At 60.0% G+C, this 22,046-nt stretch carries 14 protein-coding genes and 1 tRNA gene; 5 read left to right on the top strand and 10 right to left on the bottom strand.

The features are described 5' to 3' along the window. Window positions 1–30: 30 nt before the first annotated feature. Window positions 31–2,445 carry an ATP-dependent helicase gene (locus ACU0FH_RS21710; RefSeq protein WP_446196766.1) on the bottom strand — a complete coding sequence of 805 codons (2,415 nt, stop codon included), beginning with the start codon at window positions 2,443–2,445 and terminating at the stop codon, window positions 31–33. Window positions 2,446–2,590: 145 nt separating this feature from the next. Here ACU0FH_RS21710 and ACU0FH_RS21705 point away from each other — a divergent pair, with 145 nt between their 5' ends. The 4 genes from ACU0FH_RS21705 to ACU0FH_RS21690 all read left to right on the top strand — a co-directional run bounded on the left by ACU0FH_RS21705 (window position 2,591) and on the right by ACU0FH_RS21690 (window position 8,222). Next, entirely contained in the window at window positions 2,591–3,757 is a 1,167-nt protein-coding gene (locus tag ACU0FH_RS21705; RefSeq protein ID WP_446196765.1) for an alpha-hydroxy acid oxidase, read from the top strand. A gap of 91 nt (window positions 3,758–3,848) precedes the next feature. Next, entirely contained in the window at window positions 3,849–7,289 is a 3,441-nt protein-coding gene (locus ACU0FH_RS21700) for a pyruvate carboxylase (RefSeq protein WP_446196764.1), read from the top strand. A 33-nt stretch (window positions 7,290–7,322) separates the two neighbouring features. Continuing rightward, on the top strand, window positions 7,323–7,844 hold the full coding sequence (locus ACU0FH_RS21695) for a DUF1697 domain-containing protein (RefSeq protein ID WP_446196763.1): 522 nt from the start codon (window positions 7,323–7,325) through the stop codon (window positions 7,842–7,844). 303 nt (window positions 7,845–8,147) lie between these two features. Further along, a tRNA-Gly gene (locus tag ACU0FH_RS21690) sits at window positions 8,148–8,222 on the top strand. A 155-nt stretch (window positions 8,223–8,377) separates the two neighbouring features. Here the strand turns inward: ACU0FH_RS21690 and glmM are convergent. From glmM to ACU0FH_RS21645, 9 genes are all read right to left on the bottom strand, one after another. Then, window positions 8,378–9,724, bottom strand: coding sequence for a phosphoglucosamine mutase (gene glmM, locus ACU0FH_RS21685; protein WP_446196762.1), 1,347 nt, complete (start codon window positions 9,722–9,724; stop codon window positions 8,378–8,380). A 5-nt stretch (window positions 9,725–9,729) separates the two neighbouring features. Then, window positions 9,730–10,728 (bottom strand): dihydropteroate synthase, encoded by a 999-nt coding sequence (gene folP / locus ACU0FH_RS21680; protein ID WP_446196761.1) that lies wholly within the window; start codon window positions 10,726–10,728, stop codon window positions 9,730–9,732. Then, window positions 10,725–11,645 (bottom strand): dihydroneopterin aldolase, encoded by a 921-nt coding sequence (locus ACU0FH_RS21675; protein WP_446196760.1) that lies wholly within the window; start codon window positions 11,643–11,645, stop codon window positions 10,725–10,727. The genes folP and ACU0FH_RS21675 overlap by 4 nt, the downstream gene beginning before the upstream one ends. 112 nt (window positions 11,646–11,757) lie before the next feature. Further along, window positions 11,758–12,399: a cell wall hydrolase gene (locus tag ACU0FH_RS21670; protein ID WP_446196759.1), complete on the bottom strand. Its 642-nt coding sequence runs from the start codon at window positions 12,397–12,399 to the stop codon at window positions 11,758–11,760. A 128-nt stretch (window positions 12,400–12,527) separates the two neighbouring features. Then, window positions 12,528–15,122: a putative PEP-binding protein gene (locus ACU0FH_RS21665; protein ID WP_446196758.1), complete on the bottom strand. Its 2,595-nt coding sequence runs from the start codon at window positions 15,120–15,122 to the stop codon at window positions 12,528–12,530. A gap of 130 nt (window positions 15,123–15,252) precedes the next feature. After that, a complete protein-coding gene (gene glyS / locus ACU0FH_RS21660) occupies window positions 15,253–17,340 on the bottom strand; it encodes a glycine--tRNA ligase subunit beta (protein ID WP_446196757.1) in 2,088 nt (695 codons plus the stop codon). Between the two features lie 193 nt (window positions 17,341–17,533). Further along, on the bottom strand, window positions 17,534–18,403 hold the full coding sequence (locus ACU0FH_RS21655) for a DUF1206 domain-containing protein (RefSeq protein WP_446196756.1): 870 nt from the start codon (window positions 18,401–18,403) through the stop codon (window positions 17,534–17,536). A gap of 68 nt (window positions 18,404–18,471) precedes the next feature. Further along, entirely contained in the window at window positions 18,472–19,005 is a 534-nt protein-coding gene (locus tag ACU0FH_RS21650) for a DUF6446 family protein (protein WP_446196755.1), read from the bottom strand. Further along, complete coding sequence (locus ACU0FH_RS21645; protein ID WP_446196754.1) at window positions 19,002–19,931, bottom strand: glycine--tRNA ligase subunit alpha; 930 nt, start codon at window positions 19,929–19,931, stop codon at window positions 19,002–19,004. Before ACU0FH_RS21645 ends, ACU0FH_RS21650 begins: the two co-directional genes overlap by 4 nt. A 207-nt stretch (window positions 19,932–20,138) precedes the next feature. On the opposite strand from ACU0FH_RS21645, the gene ACU0FH_RS21640 reads away from it, so the two are divergent. Then, a complete protein-coding gene (locus ACU0FH_RS21640; RefSeq protein WP_446196753.1) occupies window positions 20,139–21,935 on the top strand; it encodes a serine protease in 1,797 nt (598 codons plus the stop codon). The last annotated feature ends 111 nt before the right edge of the window (window positions 21,936–22,046 follow it).

Here is a 22,046-nt window from a genome sequence, read left to right as displayed (position 1 = left end):
GGAACTGACCGTTGACGAGATAACCTCTGGTTAAAAGGGCATATCCTCAATCGAACTTACGAACTGGGCGACGATTTTCTTGATACCGGCTTTCTCAAAATCGATTTCAAGCTTGTCGCCCTCGATATTAAGAATTGCGCCGTAGCCGAACTTTTGATGAAAAACGCGCTCACCAACGGTGAAACTGCTCGTCGCGGTTACATCTATAACCGTGTTCCGGGTCTCTTTCGGCTGTGACAAACCGCGCCGGTTCGAGTTCTCCTGAAGCCGTTTCCAACCGGGAGAGTTGTAGACATTCGCCTTTGCGACCCGTTCTTCAATCCCGCCGCCTGACATGCCCGCCATGCTACCGCCCCCGTAGAGCCCCGGCGGGGTGAGAACATCAACATGCTCCTCGGGCAGTTCATCGATGAAACGCGACGGCATTGACGATTGCCACTGGCCGAAGACGCGCCTGTTGGCTGCAAATGAGATCGTACAAATCTCTTCGGCCCGGGTTATCCCGACATAAGCCAGCCTGCGCTCTTCCTCGAGTCCTTTGAGGCCGGATTCATCCATGCTGCGCTGCGAGGGGAAGAGGCCATCCTCCCAGCCGGGCAGGAACACCGCCGGAAATTCGAGCCCCTTCGCGGCATGGAGGGTCATGATGCTGACCTTGGCATCGGAATCCGCCTGCTCGTTGTCCATGATCAGGCTGACGTGTTCGAGAAAGCCCTGAAGGTTTTCGAAAGATTCCAGTGCCTTAATCAGCTCTTTCAGGTTTTCCAGCCGACCTGGCGCCTCGGGCGTCTTGTCGTTCTGCCACATCGCCGTATAGCCGGATTCGTCGAGAATGATCTCGGCCAGTTCCGTATGCGGTGTCTCGGGCGAACCAAATTCGGAGGGGCTATCGAGGTCTTCGATCACGCTGTCGTCACTGTCTGAGATCACAACACGCGGGCCGCGCGTCATCTCGTGCCAGCGCGCGATCCCGTCGACAAGATGACGCAATTCGCCGCCACCCTTGCCCTTGATTGCGCCTTCCTGCAGGGCGATCCTTGCCCCGTCTACCAGCGACACGCCATTGTCTCGCGCGGTGGTCTGGATGATCTGCTGCGCCTTGTTACCGAGACCGCGCTTGGGCGTGTTCACGATCCGCTCGAACGCCAGATCGTCATCGGGCGAGGTCACGACACGGAAATAGGCCATCGCATCGCGGATTTCGAGCCGTTCATAAAAGCGCGGACCGCCGATGACGCGATAGGGCAAGCCGATCGTCAGGAAACGGTCCTCGAAGGCGCGCATTTGGTGGGAGGCGCGCACGAGAATCGCCATGTCGTCGAGATCGAAGCCGCGCATGCCGCGGGTGCCGCCCTGCATCGCCTCGATTTCCTCACCCACCCAGCGAGCTTCTTCCTCGCCATCCCAATGACCGATCAGACGGATCTTTTCGCCGTCCTGCTCCTCGGTCCAGAGTTCCTTGCCAAGCCGGCCCTGATTGCCCCGGATAACACCGGAAGCGGCCGCGAGGATATGTGGGGTCGACCGGTAGTTCTGTTCCAGACGGACCACGTGGGCACCGGGAAAATCCTTTTCAAACCTAAGGATATTGCCCACTTCAGCGCCTCGCCAGCCATAGATCGACTGGTCGTCGTCGCCGACGCAGCAGATATTTTTGTGGCCCCGAGCAAGCAGCCGCAGCCAGAGGTACTGGGCGACGTTGGTATCCTGATATTCATCGACCAGGATGTATCTGAACCAGCGCTGGTACTGCTGAAGAACATCCTCATGCGTCTGGAAAATCGTCACCATGTGCAGAAGAAGATCGCCAAAATCGACAGCGTTCAGCTCTTTCAGGCGGGTCTGGTATTGGTCGTAGAGCTCGGTGCCGCGGTGATTATAATGGCCCGCATCCGAAGCCGGCACCTTGTCCGGCGTCAGGGCGCGGTTCTTCCAGTCGTCGATGAAAGAGGCCAGCATGCGGGCGGGCCATCGCTTGTCATCGATATTCGCGGCGGAAATCAGTTGTTTCAGCAGGCGGATCTGATCGTCGGTATCGAGGATGGTGAAGTTGGACTTGAGACCGACCAGTTCGGCATGGCGGCGCAGCAACTTGACGCAGATCGCGTGGAAGGTGCCAAGCCACGGCATACCTTCGATCGATTGGCCGAGCATCTGACCGACCCGGTTTTTCATTTCGCGCGCGGCCTTGTTGGTAAAGGTCACCGCGAGAATTTCGTTCGGACGCGCTGTGCCGGTATTCAACAAATGCACGATCCGGGCGGTGAGCGCACGGGTCTTGCCGGTGCCCGCGCCGGCCAGCATCAGCACTGGCCCGTCAAGGGTTTGCACCGCCTCGCGCTGCGCCGGGTTCAGCCCGTCGAGATAGGGTGTCGGCCGCGCAGCCATGGCGCGGGCGGAGAGGGAGGCGGCCTCAAAGGCGTCCGTATCATCGAAACTGCTCATACCTTTTAACCTATCGCAGCGTGGCCCGGGTTTAAAGATACGTTCGCATTTCGTTCTTCACAAATTCAAGGGCAGATTTGACACGGCCTTCCAAGCGGGCAGGGATTGACTGGACAATCCTTTCGGCCTGCACGCAAATGCGGTCATGGACCTACACGGCAAATACCCCGGACTTTACGATCTGAAAAAGAGAGCGCGTCGGCGCATCCCGAAATTCGTCTGGGAATACCTCGACAGCGGAACCGGGCAGGAAGCGACCAAGCAGCGCAACCGGCTGGCCCTGGACAGGATCGGTTTCGAGCCATCGATCCTGCATGGCGAGCAGACGCCGGACCTGCGGCAGACATTTCTGGGTCATGAATTCCCCCTGCCCTTTGGCATTTCACCGGTGGGTATGTCGGGCTTGATCTGGCCTGGCGCGGAACAGCTGCTGGCGAAAGCGGCGGCAGAGGCCGGGTTGCCCTATACGCTAAGCACGGTCGCCAGCCAGAGCCCCGAGGACGTGGCACCCGTGCTGGGCAAGCATGGCTGGTTCCAGATGTATCCGCCAAAGGACGAGAGTATCCGCACGGACATGTTGCAGCGTGCGCGCGACAGCGGGTTCACGACACTGGTGTTGACCGCCGATGTGCCCGTGTCATCGCGGCGCGAACGACAGACACGATCTGGACTGACGCAACCGCCCCGCCTCACGCCACGGCTTATGGCGCAGGTCATGCGCTGCCCATCATGGGCACGGGGTATGGCTCGTCGCGGCATGCCGCATATGCGGGGGCTCGACAAATATATCGGCGAAGAGCACGCGAACCTGCCATCGACCGCCCATGTCGGCTACCTTTTGCGGACCTCGCCGGACTGGGAATACGCCCGCTGGTTGCGCGATCACTGGGACGGGCCTTTTATCGTCAAGGGTGTGATGCGGGTCGATGACGCTCGCGCGTTGGAAGACCTCGGTGTCGATGCGATCTGGGTGTCGAACCACGCCGGACGCCAGTTCGATGGCGCGATGGCCTCGATCGAGGCGCTGCCTGCGATTCGCGCCGCCACGGGCCTGCCGCTGATTTTTGATGGGGGCGTCGAAGGCGGGCTGGATATTTTGCGTGCGCTCGCGCTGGGGGCAGATTTTGTCATGCTGGCGCGTGCCTTTCATTACGCGCTTGGCGCGCTTGGTTCGCAGGGCCCCGCCCATCTGATAGATATGCTCAGGCTCGACCTGATCGCGAACATGGGACAGATGGGGATCGAAAGCTTCTCGGGCCTGCCCAAGCCGATTTCGCTGGACCATATCGATCCGGCAGGGAGAGCGTATTGATATTGCTTGCGCCGCGTTGCAGCATATCGTTTGTTAACTAAGTGATAGCCAGTCGGCAAGGTCGTTAAGTGCCTGGGAAGGGAGACCCTAAATGCCTGAATTTTCAAAGATTCTCATCGCGAACCGTGGAGAGATCGCCATCCGCATCATGCGGGCCGCGAATGAGATGGGCAAGAAAACGGTCGCCATCTATGCCGAAGAAGACAAGCTTGGCCTGCACCGTTTCAAGGCCGACGAAGCCTATCGTGTCGGTGAAGGACTTGGACCTGTCGCTGCCTATCTGTCGATCGACGATATTATCCGTGTGGCCAAGGCAAGCGGCGCGGATGCGATTCATCCCGGTTATGGTCTGCTGAGCGAGAACCCGGATTTCGTGGATGCCTGCGACCACGCCGGAATCACCTTTATCGGTCCCCGCGCGGAAACCATGCGCAAGCTTGGCGACAAGGCCAGCGCCCGTCAGGTCGCCATTGAGGCTGGTGTGCCGGTTGTTCCTGCGACCGAAGTGCTCGGCGATGACATGGAAGAAATTCGCAAGCAGGCAGGCGAAGTCGGCTATCCGCTCATGCTCAAGGCCTCATGGGGCGGTGGTGGACGCGGGATGCGTCCGATCAAGTCAGAGAAAGAGCTCGCCGAAAAGGTCAAGGAAGGACGGCGCGAGGCCGAGGCCGCCTTTGGCAATGGCGAAGGCTATCTTGAAAAGATGATCACCCGCGCCCGCCACGTCGAGGTGCAGATCCTTGGCGACAAGCATGGCGGGATGTATCACCTCTTTGAGCGGGACTGTTCGGTTCAGCGCCGTAACCAGAAGGTCGTCGAACGCGCCCCAGCCCCTTACCTGTCGGACGAACAGCGCGCCGAGATCTGCGAGCTTGGCTACAAGATTTGTAAGCACGTGAACTACGAATGCGCCGGTACGGTCGAGTTCCTGATGGATATGGCCTCGGGCCAGTTCTTTTTTATCGAGGTCAATCCGAGGGTTCAGGTCGAACACACGGTGACCGAGGAAGTCACCGGCATTGATATCGTGCGCGCGCAGATCCTGATTGCCGAGGGCAAGACCATCGCCGAGGCGACCGGCAAGGAAACGCAGGATGATGTGAAACTGACTGGCCATGCGCTGCAATGCCGGGTCACGACCGAAGATCCGCAGAACAACTTCATCCCCGATTACGGTCGTCTCACCGCCTATCGTTCGGCCACGGGCATGGGAATCCGTCTTGATGGCGGGACCGCCTATGCGGGCGGCGTCATCACGCGGTATTACGATTCCCTTCTGACCAAGATCACCGCCAAGGCCCCCACCCCGGAAATGGCGATCAAGCGGATGGACCGGGCGCTGCGCGAATTTCGCATCCGGGGCGTTAGCACCAATATCGCTTTCGTCGAAAACTTGCTGAAGCACCCGACCTTCCTGTCAAACGAATACACGACCACCTTCATCGACGAGACGCCCGAGCTGTTCCAGTTCTCCAAGCGGCGCGACCGGGGCACGAAGGTTCTGAATTATATCGCCGACATTACGGTGAACGGACATCCCGAAACGAAGGGACGCCCCGAACCCCATCCCGATCTGAAACCCGCGAAACCGCCCAAACCGAATGGCGAGCCGATGATGGGTACGCGCAACCTGTTGGAGCAGAAAGGCCCGCAGGCGGTCGCCGACTGGATGAAGGCCCAGCGCCAGCTTTTGATCACCGACACCACCATGCGCGACGGGCACCAGTCGCTGCTGGCCACGCGGATGCGCTCCATCGACATGATCAAAGTGGCCCCGACCTATGCCGCCAACCTGCCGCAGCTGTTCTCGGTCGAATGCTGGGGCGGCGCGACTTTCGACGTGGCCTATCGGTTCCTGCAAGAATGCCCGTGGCAGCGGCTGCGAGACCTGCGCGAAGCAATGCCGAACCTGATGACGCAGATGCTTTTGCGTGGCTCGAACGGGGTTGGCTATACGAACTACCCCGATAACGTCGTGCAGTTTTTTGTGAAACGCGCGGCAGAAACCGGCATCGACGTCTTTCGCGTGTTCGATTCACTGAACTGGGTCGAGAACATGCGTGTCGCCATGGATGCGGTGCTTGAGACCGGCAAGATTTGTGAAGGCACGGTCTGTTATACAGGCGATATCAACGATCCAGATCGTGCCAAGTACGACCTGAAATACTATGTCAACATGGCCAAGGAGCTGCGCGATGCTGGCTCGCACGTGCTGGGTCTTAAAGACATGGCGGGGCTGTTGAAACCGGCGGCTGCCCGCATCCTGATCCGCGCCTTGAAGGAAGAGGTCGGGCTGCCAATTCACTTCCACACGCACGATACCGCGGGCGTGGCCTGCGCCACCATCCTCGCCGCCGCAGAGGCGGGTGTAGATGCGGTCGATTGTGCGATGGACGCACTTTCCGGGAACACGTCGCAGGCGACGCTGGGCTCGGTCGTCGAAGCGCTGCGCCACACGGATCGCGACACCGGGCTGGACATCAAGGCAATTCGCGCGATTTCGGATTACTGGGAAGCCGTGCGCGGTCAGTATACAGCCTTTGAAAGCGGCCTGCAGGCCCCCGCCTCGGAGGTTTACCTGCACGAGATGCCCGGTGGTCAGTTCACCAACCTGAAAGGTCAGGCCCGCTCGCTTGGGCTTGAGGAACGCTGGCACGAGGTCGCCCGCACCTATGCCGACGTGAACATGATGTTCGGCGATATCGTCAAGGTCACGCCCTCGTCCAAAGTGGTCGGCGACATGGCGCTGATGATGGTCAGCCAGGGACTGACACGCGAACAGGTCGAAGACCCTGCCGTGGACGTCGCGTTTCCCGACAGCGTGATCGACATGATGCGCGGCAATCTGGGCCAGCCGCCGGGCGGGTTCCCAGACCATATCGTCAAGAAGGTTCTGAAGGACGAAAAACCCGGAACCGAGCGCCCCGGCAAGCACCTGCCCCCGGTCGATCTGGAAGAGGTCCGCGCCAAGGTCAGCGCCGAGTTAGAAGGCAAGGAGATCGACGACGAGGATCTGAACGGCTATCTCATGTATCCAAAGGTCTTCCTCGACTACATGGGCCGTCACCGCAACTATGGCCCGGTCCGCAGCCTGCCGACTCACGCTTTCTTTTACGGCATGGAGCCGGGCGAAGAGATCGCGGCTGAGATCGACCCGGGCAAGACCCTGGAAATCCGGCTGCAGGCTATCGGTGAAACGGATGAAAACGGCGACGTAAAGCTGTTCTTTGAACTCAACGGCCAGCCGCGTGTGGTCCGGGTGCCCAACCGGATGGTCAAGGCAACGACGACCCAACACATCAAGGCCGAAGCAGGTAACGTCAATCACATCGGTGCGCCGATGCCCGGTGTCGTGGCAAGCGTTGCGGCCACCGCGGGCCAAAAGGTCAAATCCGGCGATCTGCTGTTAACCATCGAGGCGATGAAGATGGAAACCGGTATCCACGCAGAGCGCGATGCGGTGATCAAGGCGGTCCATGTACAGCCCGGCGGTCAGATCGATGCCAAGGATTTGCTGATCGAGCTGGAATAAAGCGATGGTCCGTCTGTCTGCCGAGGCGTGAAGATGACGGACCGTATCGCCCTGCTGCGGGGCATAAACGTCGGCGGGGCGAACAACCTCAACATGGCGGATCTGCGCGGTTTGGCGGAAAGGCTAGGATGGTCCGACGTGCGGACGGTTCTGGCCTCGGGCAACCTGCTGTTTCGCTCGGAGTTTTCGCCCCGCTTTCTTGCCAACCAGATGACCGACGCTCTGGAGCGCGCGTTTGGATTAAACCTGTCGGTGATAGTCCTGATCTCGGCCAGCTTTGGAGAGGCGCTGGACGCCTGCCCTTTTGAGCCTGAGGACGACCGGCAGGTGCATCTGTTCTTTCCCGACAGCGAAATTTGGCTTGATCAGGAAATCATTGGCAACTTCAGAGCGCAGTCGGAAGAACTGAGGATAAACGCCAACATCGCGTATTTTTACACGCCGGATGGCTTTGGACGGTCGAAACTTGCCGCCAAGATGGAAAGCGCATTGGGCAGCACCGCAACCGGTCGAAACCTGCGCACATGCCGGAAGATTGCAAACTTGTCTGGCTAGGCGGGCAGCGTCGCCTCGGCTTGCCTTACATCCCTTACCATAGCGGACGATTGATGCCCGCCACATTTCGAAGACAAGGCGCTGGGATTACGAAATCAGGAGGGCTACGAAAATCGCAGCGCCCAGAATTGCGATCTTGATGGTCTGAAGGTACTTCATCTCCCGTTACTCCCGTTGGGTTCTTTGGGTGGTGTAACGCAGCACTCGACACTTTCCGTCGCCGCCTGACAAAAAAATTGAAAAGCGTCGTTTTTCCTCTTGCAGACCCCGGCGGTTATTTATACATCCCCGCTACACAAGGAAGCGGGCGTAGCTCAGGGGTAGAGCATAACCTTGCCAAGGTTAGGGTCGGGCGTTCGAATCGCCTCGCCCGCTCCAATATAACCGGATGACCCTCGGTTAGTGTGACAAGGCCGCCTTCGGGCGGCCTTTGTGTTTTCAGCACCTTGGAAATGATTTTTTCTAGCGCGCAAAAAACCGCCCGAGAAATGTTCAGGCGGCCTTGTTGATGATGCGGGTTCCCTAGGGACGGCTCAGGCAGTCACGACGCCCTGTATCGCCAGCAAGACGGAATCGACGGCCGAGGTCATCAGCGCCTCGTCCTCGCACTCCGCCATGACGCGGATCAGAGGTTCGGTCCCGGAACGGCGGATCAAGAGACGGCCCTTGCCCGATAATTGCGACTCCGCCTCGCGGATCGCCGCCTTGACGCTTTCGGCATCCAGCGGAGACTGGCTCTGTTCGTAGCGGATGTTCTTGAGCAGCTGCGGCACCGGATCGAACTGCCGTGCCAGCGCGCTTGCAGGCAGGCCTGACCGCACCATTTCCGACAGGAAATGCAGGCTCGCCATGAGACCGTCGCCCGTCGTGGCATAATCGCTCATCACGATATGGCCGGACTGTTCACCGCCGAGGTTGAACCCGCCTTCTCGCATCCTTTCCACCACGTAGCGGTCGCCAACGGCGGTCCGCTCAAGCCGCAGCCCCTGCCCTTGCAGGAAACGTTCAAGCCCGAGGTTGGACATGACGGTTGCCACCAGTGCGCCGCCCTTGAGTTGCCCGTCCGCCGCCCAGCGCGACGCGAGCAAGGCCATGAACTGATCGCCATCGGCAAAGACGCCATTTTCGTCGATCATGATGACCCGATCAGCATCACCGTCGAGACAGATGCCCACATCAGCGCCCTGGGCGACAACCATTTCAGCCGCCGCCATGGGCTGGGTCGAGCCGCAGCCGCGGTTGATGTTCGACCCGTTCGGCGTGACCCCCATCGGAATCACATCCGCCCCCAGTTCCCAGAGGATTTCGGGCGCGGTGCGGTGGGCGGCCCCGTTCGCGCAATCCACCACGACCCGCAGCCCGTCGAGCCGCAGATCGCGGGGCAGCGAAGCTTTGACCCGCTCGCCATAGCGGAAACGCGCGTCGTCAATACGCTTGGCGCGGCCGATGTTCTCGGCAGTTTCCGGCTCTACTCCGGATTCGATAAGCGCCTCGATCTCGGTTTCCGCCGCGTCGGAGAGTTTGAACCCGTCCGGGCCAAAGAATTTGATTCCGTTATCTTCGGCCGGGTTGTGGCTGGCCGAGATCATGACACCCAGATCGGCCCTCATGGAACGGGTCATCAGACCGACCGCCGGTGTGGGCACCGGCCCCAGCAGAAGCACACTCATCCCGGTCGAGGTCAGCCCGGCGGTCAGCGCGTTTTCAAACATGTAGCCTGACAGCCGTGTATCCTTGCCAATGACGACACGATGCACACCGCCCGACTCGCGCTGGAAATAGCGCCCGACCGCCGCCCCGATCCGAAGCGCCATCTCAGCCGTCATCGGATGCGTATTCGCGCGACCGCGTACACCATCGGTTCCAAAGAGCTTGCGCATATCGTCTACCTCACCGCATTCCAGAGCCTGACCGCCTGCACCGTTTCCGGCACATCGTGAACCCGCAGGATTTGCACACCCTGCGCCAGCCCCGCAAGCCCGACGGCGATGGAACCGGCCACCCGGCGATCCGCCACCGGTTCTTCGCCTATGGTACCGATGAACTTCTTGCGAGACACGCCCAAAAGCACGCCGCAGCCCAGACCGTGAAACAGGCTCAGGTTACGCAAAATGGTCAGATTGTGATCCTTGGACTTTCCGAAACCGATGCCCGGATCGACCAGCATTGCGCCACGCGGCATGCCCGCCTCTTCAAGCCGGTGAACGGCGGCTTCGAGGAAATCGTACACGTCCAGCAGCACATCATCGTAACGCGGTGCCATCTGCATGGTGGCCGGATCGCCCTGCGCATGCATGATGCAGACCGGCAGACCGTGTTCCACGCAGTACGGCGCAAGTTCGGGGTCATATTCGAAACCGCTGACGTCATTGATCAGCGTCGCGCCAGCCTCGACTGCGGCGCGGGCCACGGCGAGCTTGCGCGTATCTATGGAAATCGACACATCGCTATGCGCACGAATGGCAGCGATAACCGGCGCGGTGCGGGCAATCTCTTCTTCATCAGGCACGGTTTCCGAACCGGGTCGTGTCGATTCACCACCAATGTCGATGATCGTCGCCCCTGCAGCCACCATTGCGAGCGCCGATTGCACGGCGACCTGCGGCTTCACATGCCTGCCCCCGTCCGAGAAACTGTCGGGCGTCACGTTCAGAATGCCCATCACTTGCGGCTGCGTCAGGTCGAGCCCGGCAATCGGCAGATGCGCCGTGCTTAGCCGGGTGAGCACGTCATGCGGCGCCTTTTCCGCCGGTATCAGATGGCCCGGAGCACCACGCTCAAGAACTTCGACCGAGGCGAACCAGAGAGGGCCGCCATGCAGTGCAACGGCTTCGGGCGGGCGGAGATTGTCCTGTTGGACAAGCGGGCGATAACGAACGGTCACAGCAATTCCCGATCAATCCTGCACTGGCGCAAGGGAACGTCGGGATTGATGGGCAACTCGCCCCCGATCACCAGCATTTCCTCGGCCTCGAAAGTGCGCGCAAACCACGCGGCAAGCGCCACGGCATCGCCCGGTTGGGCAGAGGGGCCATCGACCGCGTCGAGAACGATTTTCGATGGGGCCCAGACAGAGATTTGCCCGTTTTTCATCGCCCAATCGAGTTCCGTCCGTGTGGACACCACAACGCAACGCGGATCACGCGCGGCCAGAACCCAGGCGTTCTGTTCGATGGACAGCAGATCAATGCGACGCTGGGTCATCCGGTGACCTGTCTGCGGTGCCTCTACCTCGGGCGCGCCGACACAGAGGATGAGCGGACCGGAAGTCGCGGTCAGTTGATCGATCCAGCCCGACAGATGCTCTGACGCGATTGCCCCGTTGGAGAGGTAAACCAGACGGGGATGCGGACGTTCGAACGCCGTCGCATCCGGTGCATGGCCATCCTGCGCGCGCACGATTTCAACACCAAGAGCCCCCGGACCCCGGTCGAGCTTTTCCACACGGACAAAAACACGAACCGCCTGGGGTTCAAGCAGAATGCGTTCGGCCACGCGTTCGGCAAGCGTTTCGAGCAGGTTCAGACGCTCTTCAGAAAGTTCCGCCGCGATAGCTTCGGTCACGCGATCATAGCTGAGAATGCGATCAACATCGTCGTCAATCGGGCCGGTCAGCGGTTGCACTTCGACGACCACGTTGAACCGGATGCGTTGGGTGCGACCGCGTTCGGCCTGAAACGCTCCAATCTCGACGTCGACAAGGTGGTCTCGCAGCGAAATTCTGTCGAGCGGCCGATCTTCGGCTGTTGCCTCGGCGCGCTCAGTGGGATGTGCGAAGGCAAGGCGGATATCGGAATTCATTTGGGGGCTGCCTTCGGTCGCTTCATTCAGTGGCGATATAGACCACGCGGCGGCATTTAACAGACCCACCTCCGCCGTACCAGCACCCGAAAACGGCGTTTTACCCGTGAGGTCAGTTGCTCGCGGTGCGGTAATTGTGCCGGTAGAAGATATGCACCCCGATGCGCGCGGTCTGTTTGTAGACACGGGACCAGCTCGGGTTCACGGCGGTGGTGTGGTAGTGGGTCGCCCCGCCGGTCAGGCCACCTGCAGCCCCGTCAAGCACGGCCCGCGCAACCTTGGACACGCGCTCATAGGCGCTGCGTTCGGCAATCGTATCCTTGTGGCCGTCGCAGGTATAGGTGAACTGGCATTGGAAGCGTCGACCTGTGCCTTGCTTGATGACACCGCAGAGGGTCGAGGGGAATCGGGCGCTCTTGACGCGGTTAAGGATAACCTCGGCGACGGCAAACTGACCCTTGATGGTTTCGCCCCGAGCTTCGAAATACAGCGCTTCGGCAAGGCAACGCCACTGTTCATCGCCCTTCGCCTTTGGCTGCGAGTCGATCCATGACCGGGTATATTTCACCGATTGCGGTCGCGGCTTGGCGCGGACATCGCCGCGTGTCAGAAGAGATTTGAGATGGCGGCCAGGAACATTTTTCAACGCGATCTGTTCTTTCTGGAACAGATCCGTGAGGTCAGTATCGGCCCTGGCAGCAGCCGTGTGAAATGCGGCCAGAAACACGGCAGCCGCGACAAAAAAACTCTTCATTCTATCCCCCTGGGAACGATCCGTTAAGGATCCCTCGGCGTATAGTCCAAGGGACGACTTAGCCGAGACGGGCGATAAGGTCCAGTTTTTGACAAAAAGCAAGCATTCTTTCGCCTAAATGGCGTTATTTACTTTCTGTTACGTGCGCGCCACTTCCACAACATCTGGGCCAGAGATGATTTCTGATCGCCCATCTTGTGGTTTATTGCCAGTTGCGCCGCCGCGAGTCTGGCCACCGGAACCCGGAACGGTGAACATGAAACATAGTCGAATCCAGCTTCGCGACAAAAGGCGATTGATTCGGGATTCCCGCCGTGTTCACCGCAAATCGACAGGGTGATTCCCGGGTTTCCAATCCTGCCGCGCTCGGCCCCAAGCTTGAGCAATTCGCCGACGCCATCCTGATCGAGCACGTGGAACGGATCCTCGGGAAAGACGCCTTTCTGGATGTAAGCGGACATGAACCTACCGGCGTCGTCGCGCGACAGACCATAAGTCATCTGGGTAAGGTCGTTCGTGCCGAAACTCAGAAACGCGCTGTGAGGCGCAATCTCATTCGCCCGGAGCGCCGCCCGGGGCGTTTCGACCATTACACCAAGCCGATAGTCGAAATCGCGCCCGCGCTCGCTGCGCACAGCGCTCGCGACGGCATCGAGGCGCGCCTTGACGAGCTCGACCTCGCGCCGGGCAGAAACCAGCGGGATCATGATCTCGGGCACAACCGGGTCGCCCTTGTCGCTGGCCTCCAAGGTCGCTTCAAAAATCGCACGCGCCTGCATATCGTAGATTTCCGGCACGGTGACCCCAAGACGGACGCCGCGCAGGCCCAGCATCGGGTTGTATTCCCCCATCTCGTCAACGCGACGGGTTACATCGCTCACCGGAATATCCAGCGCCTCGGCAAGCTCGCGCTGGCCAGCGCGAGAGGTCGGCAGGAATTCGTGCAGCGGCGGATCGAACAGTCGGATACAGACCGGCTTGCCCTCCATGATCCTGAAAAGCTGCGTGAAATCATCGCGTTGCATTGGGAGCAGTCGGGCAAGAACGGCGGCCCGGCCCTCGCTCGTTTCGGCAAAGATCATCTCCCGCATGACGATAAGACGCGCAGGATCAAAGAACATATGCTCGGTCCGGCAGAGGCCGATCCCCTGCGCATCGAAATTCCGTGCGGTCTGTGCGTCTTCAGGCGTGTCAGCATTCGCCCTGATGCCAATGTCGCGTTCCGCATCGGCCCAGGCCATCAGGCTCTGAAAGGCATCGTCCAGCGCTGCTTCGAGCATCTCCGGCGCGCCGGCGAGCACTTCGCCTGACGAGCCGTCGATCGTGATAACATCGCCCGCCTTGAGAACGCGCCCGTCCGAGGCGGTAATCGTCTGGTTCTTGGTGTCGAACCGCATGGCCGAAGCGCCGACGATGCAAGGCAGGCCGAGGCCGCGCCCGATGACCGCCGCGTGACTGGTGATCCCGCCCTTTTCGGTCAGAACCGCCGCCGCCGCATGCATGCCGCGCACGTCTTCCGGCGAGGTCTCCCGTCTGACCAGCACGCAGGGTTCCCGCCGCGAGGCGCTTGCCTGCGCGTCGGCTGAGTTGAACACGATCCGTCCTGTGGCGGCACCGGGGCTGGCCGCGATCCCGCTGCCCAATACGTCGCGCTTGGATTCCGGATTGACCTGCCGGTGCAAAAGTTCGGTGAGGTTGTTCGGTTCTACCCGCATCAGCGCTTCCTGCGGGGTTATGATACCGTCCTGCGCCAGCCGCACCGCGATCCGGACCGTCGCGCGCGAGGACCGCGGCACCCGAACGCCATCGAGGATATGCACCTTGCCATTGCCGATGACGAACTCGATCTGCATTTCTTCGCGCAGCTTGACGCGCATCAGCGCCGCATCTTCCTTGAGTTCTTCGAAAGCGCGCGGCGCCAGTTCTTCGAGCGAGGGACCCCGTTCATCCTTTTCAAGGTAAAGCGCCGCGCTTCCAGCCCCCAGCGCCTCCCTACCCTGGCTCTGGCTCAGGTAACGGCCCGTGATCTGCGGCAGGCCGGTGACGGTATTCACGAGCTGGAACACGCCCGAGCCACATTCACCCTTGCCGAAACCGGGGATCATCTCCTGTACGACCAGCCCCAGCCCGGCGTCGGCGGGCGCGCCCTTGGCCTGTCGCAAGAGCCGTGCCGATGTGCCGTCCCACGCCCGCGCCATAGAGCCCAGAACGGCGGCAAGCTGTTCGCGCGGATCCTGCGGGAAACGCTCGTCGGTTTCCTCTTCATAGGCCTGGAGCATCGCGAGAAGGCTGTCGGAGCCGTCATTCGGAATTTCATCGAAGACATCCGGGTCAAGCCGCGCCACGTTGATCGCGTAGGATTGCACGAACCTTGAATATATGGCCGCCGCCGCATCATGGCCCAGCGTGTTGCTCAGCTGCGCATAGCGGATTTCGTTCATGCCGATGTTGAGAACGGCGCCGGGACCACCCCAATCGGGATCCTCCGAGGACGGGCGCACACACAGCAGGGTGTCTTTGCTGAACTGCTCTACGATAGCGGAAACGTCTGGCAGGTAGCCTTCGGCGATCTGCCGAACTGCATCGAAAGATAGCGCCACCGTGGTCGGAACCGGCAGTTCAAGCCGGATCAGACGCTGCAGACATTTGGCACGGCCCCCGTGGGTCGACACATTGACCGGGGCTTTCGCCGTTATGAGCGTGGTGTTCGGATTATTCTGCACTGCGGCACCTTTTTACTGCTTTGCAGAATAGGCACGTTAACGTTTGGTGCAAGTGTAACGGCGGCGTGACGCGGATATTTGCGACAGCTTAGTTAACATGTGCCGATCCCGTTCCGGGAACGTTCCGCCATCAGCCTTCGATCTTTGACAAATCCGCAGCCCGCGCGCAGGTTGACCGAATTTGTGACAGCAGATTGAGTCGATTGCGGCGGATCATGGGATTGTCGTCATTGATTTTGACCGCTTCGAAAAATGCGTCGATCGGGGCACGCAGGGATGCCATGGCTGCCATCGCGGCCGGAAAATCCTGTTTCTCGATGGCTGGTTTGATTGCCGCCTCGGCCTGCTCAAGCGCGTCGAATAGGGCCACCTCGGAGGGGTCGCTCGCGAACTTCCGATCCGCGCCAAAGGAATACTCGACACCGTCGTTTTCTTCGGCCTGACTCAGTATGTTGTTCGCGCGCTTGAACCCCTGCACGAGGTTCTCGCCCTCTTCGGTCTGGATCACCGCGTTCAATGCCTGCGCCCGCTTGACCAGCAGCGTCAGGTCGTCATTGCCGTCCATCGCGATACAGGCGTCGATCACGTCATGGCGGATGCCCTGATCGCGCAGGTAAACCTTGAGCCGGTCGTGGATAAAGGAAAGGAGGTCGGCAACTGCGTCCTCTTCTTTCATGCCTTGAGCCCATGGCATGGTTTTGCCAGCCTTGAGAAGAACGGCGATCAGGGGCAGATCCAGACCGTTTTCCAGCACCAGCCGGATCACGCCCAGCGCGGCGCGGCGCAGAGCGAACGGATCTTTTGAACCCGTCGGTTTTTCGTCGATGGCCCAGAACCCGGTCAAAGTGTCGATTTTGTCAGCGAGAGCAACGGCCACGGAAAGCGGCGCAGATGGCACATCATCCGACGGACCAAGCGGCGAGTAATGTTCCTGCGCAACCGCTGCCACGGTTTTGTCTTCGCCCGCTGCCGTGATGTAATAGCGCCCCATAAGCCCTTGAAGTTCCGGGAATTCATAGACCATTTCCGAAGAGAGGTCCGCCTTGGCCAGACGTGCGGCTTTTTCGGCCTGATCAGCGTCCGCACCGGTTACCGGAGCGAGCTCACGCGCTAGGTCGGCGATACGGTCGATCCGTTCGCCCTGGCTGCCCAGCTTGTTGTGGAAAGTCACGGTTTTCAGCGCATCGGTCCAGACGCTCATATCGTCCTTGGCGATCCGCAGGTCGTTTTCCCAAAAGAATTTCGCATCCGACAAGCGGGCCGAAAGCACTTTTTGGTTCCCGGCCAAAATAGTCGCGCCGTTGTCGGCGGTTTCGCGGTTCGCTACGGTGACGAACCGTTCGATCCGTCCGGTCTTGGGGTTCAGCACCGAAAAGAACTTTTGGTGCTCTTTCATGGAAGTCTGCAGAACTTCGACCGGCAGGTCGAGGAAATCGTCGTCGATCTGCCCCATCAGAACCACCGGCCATTCGACAAGGCCCGCGACCTCGGCCAGAAGACCTTTGTCCTCGACGACTTCTAGACCGGCTGCGAAAGCCGCGTTGGTCGCATCGGCCCAAATGTGTTCCGCCCGTTCATCGGCAGACAACACCACATGCGCCCGCTTCAGCTTTGCCTCATAATCCTCGAACGAGGTTACCGAAAAACGGCCCGTCGCCATGAAGCGGTGACCTTCGGTGCTGTCCACCGCCTTTATGCCGTCTATCTCCATAGGGACAACTCGGGCACCGTTTTCGTCCGTCAGCAGGCAGAGAATGGAATGCAGCGGGCGCACCCAGCGCAGCGACCCACTGCCCCAACGCATTGACTTTGGCCAGGGAAAGTTTCGGATCGTGGCTTCGAGTACTTCGGCGACGATTTCCTCGGCCGGGCGGCCTTCTTTCTCAATGACGGCAAAAAAAACCCGCCCTTTTGGCGTATCGCGTTCTTCAAGCTGATCGCGCGTCAGTCCCGCGCCGCGCAGGAAGCCTTCGATGGCCTTTTCCGGCGCATCGACCTTGGGGCCTTTGCGTTCTTCACTCAGGCGAGGCGAGGCCGCCAATAATCCTTCGAGTGTCAGTGTCAGACGACGCGGCGTGTGAAAGGCTGCCGCGCCCGCATAGGTCAGGCCAGCTTCGACGAGACCATCAGTCACTTTCTTCTTGAGATCTTCGGCAGCGCGCGCCTGCATCCGCGCGGGGATTTCTTCAGAGAAGAGTTCGATCAATAGGTCCGGCATATCGGCTCCTGCCCGTCATGGCCGCGCCATGCAGCCTTTAGTTCAGGGCGTGGATAACGAAGCGCCGCGGAAGGGTCCAGATCACAGTGGCGAAAATCGCACCCGTCCATGCCACCTTATCATCTGCAAAAGGACAAGAGGCAGTCCGCGTCGACGGACTACCTCTTTTCCAGATCGTTCTTGTGCTTAAAGATCAGACGCTTGCCGCGGCCCGGCGTGCCTTACCCTTAGCTTCGCTTGCGAGAGTCTGCATGTCCGGCCCTGCGAGTTGCGGAACCACGCGATAGACAGCTTCGACAAAGCAGTAGACGGCGAAGGCGATCGTACCGAGGCCGAGCGCCCCCAGAAGGAACATGCCATACGGTTGGCTCCGGACTGTCTGAAAGGCTTTGCCGATGCCCCCTGCTTGGCCGGGATCGGTGTTGATGCCCGCATAAATCAGGAAGACGCCGATCATGACAATGATGATCCCATGCGCGACCAGACCTGCCTTGACCAGCGGGTCAAGCTTTTCGGACCACTCGGTGCGCATCAGGTGGTTCTTGTACTTTTCTGCAATGCCTTTGTAGCCGTAGTACACACCTGCGCCGATAGTGATCACGCCAACCGCCATGACGATGTAAGTACCGTAAGGAAGGGTCATAAGCCACGAGGTAACACTCTGCGCGCCGCTCTCGCCGTTTCCGCCACTGCCGCCTGAACCCATGGCCATACGTCCCACGGACACGCCGATACCCAAATGGATCAGACCGGTGACCGTTTGGCCAATCCGAGCGATGATTGCCTTGGCGTCGGTTCCCCGCTGTTCCAGATCGTACCATGCGCAGATGAAACGCCAGATAGCATAAGCGAACATCCCGATGGCAATTACCCAAAGTGCGACAAGGCCCAGGGGATGTTGTTTCAACGTACTCAGGGCGTCGCTGGTGCCTTCGGCCTGTCCACCGGTCCATGCCGCCAGAAACGCGAGCGCGCCAATGATAAGATATGTCACACCCCGTGCGGAATAGCCGAGCCGCATAAGCGGTATGACCCAGTCTGGTGCGTCGCGATTGTCCGACATGTCTGTACCCCCTTGTTTCAGAGGAACAAGCGATCAGATGCGGAATTGGTTCCGATTCAACGCTGAGTTTATTGCGAGCCGGCGTCAGGACGCGGCGGGCATTCTTCGCCTATCACCGTGCCGTCATAGGATTTTTCGCCACAATCGTTGAGTTCATGCCAGACATATCCTTGTCCGTCATCGGTGATCGCCACGATACGGTCGACGCCGTAATGCACGTTCTTCTCGCCCATGAACGCCAGCGCGGTACCAGCCTCGAGCTTGGCGGCGATCTCGGCTGAATCGAAGCAGTCGAACCAGCTTGGCGCATTGCGCGGGATCACGTTGTCGACCAGTTCGTAGGTTTCGGTCAGCATCGGAATGCTCATCTGGGTGTCAAAGCAGGCACGGTAGCGAATCGGAGAGCTTTCAGCGTCGATGGCCTGAAAATTCTCATAGAGGATCGGTTCGGGTTCGTTGCTGGCAAGGGAGACCAGCTTGACGTCTTCACCGACGGTCGCCTGCACCTGATGGTAATAGCCGTATACCTGAAGGTAGTAGAGAAAGCCGCCCGCAATGGCCCCGGAAAGAATCAGCACGATGGCAACGACCTTTCCATTCATTCGACATATCCGCCGGCCCGGGTCTGCACGAAGGCATCCGCGCACTGCTTGGCCAGCGCCCGCACGCGCCCAATATATGCCTGACGTTCGGTAACGGAAATCACGCCGCGCGCATCGAGCAGGTTGAATATGTGGCTTGCCTTGATGCACTGATCATACGCCGGATGCGCCATGATGATGCGCTTGCCCGTCTTGGGATCTTCAGCATCTTGCGCAAGGATGGCCTTGCACTCATTTTCGGCCTCGACGAAGTGATCCAGCAGGACCTCGGTATTCGCCACGTCAAAATTCCAGCGGGCGTATTCCTCTTCGGTCTGCTTGAAGACGTCGCCATAGGTCAGCGCGATCGGTGTCTGCGGATCGTTATAGGGCATGTCCATCACATGCTCGACGCCAAGCACGTACATGGCCAGTCGTTCCAGACCATAGGTCAGCTCGCCCGAGACCGGGTGACAGTCGTGGCCGCCTACCTGCTGAAAGTATGTGAACTGGCTGACTTCCATACCGTCGCACCAGACTTCCCAGCCCAGTCCCCACGCACCGAGGGTCGGTGATTCCCAGTCGTCCTCGACAAAACGGATGTCATGAAGATCCATGTCGATGCCGATGGCTTCGAGGCTTCCAAGATAAAGCGCCTGAAGATCCGGCGGGCTTGGTTTGATCAGCACCTGGTACTGGTAGTAGTGCTGAAGGCGGTTCGGGTTCTCGCCATAGCGTCCGTCGGTGGGGCGGCGCGAGGGCTGAACATAGGCGGCGGCCCAGGGACGGCTGCCCAGCGAACGCAGGGTGGTTGCCGGGTGAAAGGTTCCCGCGCCCACTTCCATATCATAGGGTTGCAGGATCGCGCAGCCCTTGGCCGCCCAGTAATTCTGCAACCTCAGAATGATTTCCTGGAAGGATCGCGGGGCGTTTTCATTGGTCGTCATGTCAGCTTCCTGCCCGTTCCCTTGTGCGATCTCCCGCCGAAATCGAGCCTATCGCGAGGGGGTCAAAAGATGCGCCCTTCCTATGCGCGCGGGCATGTGGGGTCAACGGCACACAGGCGTGGTAAAAGCGTTCCCGTAGGCATGGATTTAACGATTGTTTCCTGATTATGTGCCGCGAACGAGTGACTTTGGGGCCGCGAGACGCAAATGAAAACCATATTGACTTCCTTCCTGCTCATGATCGCACTAATGCTGCGGCCGGGCCTTGCGCAACAGGCCGGACAGGACATCGCCTGGGTTCAGATCGAGGCGCATCCCAGCCTGAGCATCGCACAGGCACGTGCCCGCCTGTACTCTGGCTCTCTCGAGGATGTGAACGGGTTCGCATTGGGTGGCAACTGGTACGGGATCGTGCTTGGCCCCTACTCACGCGAAGATGCGGAACGGGCATTGGATTTCTACAAGGCTGAACGGCGCATTCCGCAGGACAGCTTCATAGCCTTTTCGAGCAATTTCGGACAGCAATACTGGCCTGTCGGTGCGAATGCCCTCAACAGCGGCACGGTGGCGGCCCCGACAACCGCACAGGCCCCCGAAACCACCACAGTTGCCGAGCCTGTCGAGACGGGTCCGACCGAACCTGTCGTAGAAGAACCGGCAGAACCCGTGGTGATCGTATCCCAGGAAACACCCGCCGAGGCGCGCCAGAGCGAACGCCTTCTCACTCGCGAAGAGCGTATGGAGCTGCAGGTCGCGCTTCAGGCCGCGGGCTTTTATGAATCAGCCATTGATGGCGCCTTCGGGCGCGGCACGCGCAGCTCGATGGAAGCGTGGCAATACGCGAACAACTACGAACCGACAGGCGTTCTGACCACCGCCCAGCGAAAGGCGCTGATGGATGAGTACAACGCCCCGCTCATCTCTGTTGGCATGCGTCTTGTGACCGACAGACAGGCAGGCATCCAGATGCAGCTTCCCATGGGCGAAGTCGAGTTTGACCGTTACGAACCGCCGTTCGCGCATTACGAAACAAGCGGCTCGGTCGGGGCGCGGGTACTTCTCATCAGCCAGCCCGGCGATCAGGCAACGCTTTTCGGTCTCTACGACATCATGCAGACGCTTGAGATCGTGCCGCTGAACGGCCCGCGCGACCGTGGGAGTTCCAGCTTCACGCTGGAAGGGCGTAACTCCGATATCCATTCCTATACGCAGGCCTCGCTGGAAAATGGCCAGATCAAGGGGTTCACCCTGATCTGGCCCAACGGGGACGAGGCACGGCGCGCGCGCGTCCTGGCCGAGATGCGGGCAAGCTTTACACGTACCGAAAACGTTCTCGATCCCGGCGCCGGAGCGAATTCCGAGCAGAGCATCGATCTGGTTTCCGGTCTTGCGGTTCGCAAGCCCAAGCTGTCGCGCTCGGGTTTTTATGTCGACAACAAGGGGGCCATTGTCACCACCGCCGAAGCGGTCGAGCAATGCACACGGATAACCATCGACCACGACTATCAGGCTGAAGTCGTTGCAACCGATGATGCTCTTGGGGTTGCGGTCCTCCGCCCCGTACAGGCCCTCGCCCCGATCTCGGTCGCGCGTCTTCGCGACAACGCTCCGCAACTGCAATCGGACATCGCTGTATCGGGGTATTCCTATGAGGGAATTCTCGGCGCACCTACTCTCACCTTCGGTACGCTGGCCGATATCAAGGGACTTGGCGGCGAAGAGAACCTCCAGCGTTTGACGCTGAACGCGCTGCCCGGTGATGCGGGTGGCCCGGTGATGGACATCAGCGGCGGCGTCGTGGGTATGTTGCTTCCGGCCAAGAACGCGGCGCGCCAGCTTCCCGAGAATGTCAGCCTTGCAGCGAATGCTGCCTCGCTGCACAGCATTCTGCTGCGGGCGGGTATCACGACCGAGCCAAGCAACGAGCGCGGCTCTCTTCCCGCGGCCGAGATGAACCGGCTGGCAAACGGGATGACTGTACTGGTCAGCTGCTGGGATTCCTAAACGGCACGCCTTGCGTTCAGGCGTAAGGCCGCCTTCCAACGCTCATGCGCTTTTGAGTAACTTCAAATTGCAGAACGCCGAGGGCAACGCCCATAGGCCAGACTAAAAAAT

The sequence above is a fragment of the Heliomarina sp. genome (assembly GCF_052826185.1).
This window is presented reverse-complemented; position numbering and strand designations above follow the sequence as displayed.

Excerpts from the sequence above, each read along its gene's own strand:
- glyS (WP_446196757.1), bottom strand. The coding sequence starts at position 17,340 with ATGCCGGACCTATTGATCGAACTCTTCTCTGAAGAAATCCCCGCGCGG.
- ACU0FH_RS21670 (WP_446196759.1), bottom strand. The coding sequence starts at position 12,399 with ATGAAGAGTTTTTTTGTCGCGGCTGCCGTGTTTCTGGCCGCATTTCAC.
- ACU0FH_RS21695 (WP_446196763.1), top strand. The coding sequence starts at position 7,323 with ATGACGGACCGTATCGCCCTGCTGCGGGGCATAAACGTCGGCGGGGCG.
- ACU0FH_RS21640 (WP_446196753.1), top strand. The coding sequence starts at position 20,139 with ATGAAAACCATATTGACTTCCTTCCTGCTCATGATCGCACTAATGCTG.
- ACU0FH_RS21700 (WP_446196764.1), top strand. The coding sequence starts at position 3,849 with ATGCCTGAATTTTCAAAGATTCTCATCGCGAACCGTGGAGAGATCGCC.
- ACU0FH_RS21710 (WP_446196766.1), bottom strand. The coding sequence starts at position 2,445 with ATGAGCAGTTTCGATGATACGGACGCCTTTGAGGCCGCCTCCCTCTCC.
- ACU0FH_RS21705 (WP_446196765.1), top strand. The coding sequence starts at position 2,591 with ATGGACCTACACGGCAAATACCCCGGACTTTACGATCTGAAAAAGAGA.
- ACU0FH_RS21675 (WP_446196760.1), bottom strand. The coding sequence starts at position 11,645 with ATGAATTCCGATATCCGCCTTGCCTTCGCACATCCCACTGAGCGCGCC.
- glmM (WP_446196762.1), bottom strand. The coding sequence starts at position 9,724 with ATGCGCAAGCTCTTTGGAACCGATGGTGTACGCGGTCGCGCGAATACG.
- ACU0FH_RS21645 (WP_446196754.1), bottom strand. The coding sequence starts at position 19,931 with ATGACGACCAATGAAAACGCCCCGCGATCCTTCCAGGAAATCATTCTG.
- ACU0FH_RS21655 (WP_446196756.1), bottom strand. The coding sequence starts at position 18,403 with ATGTCGGACAATCGCGACGCACCAGACTGGGTCATACCGCTTATGCGG.
- ACU0FH_RS21650 (WP_446196755.1), bottom strand. The coding sequence starts at position 19,005 with ATGAATGGAAAGGTCGTTGCCATCGTGCTGATTCTTTCCGGGGCCATT.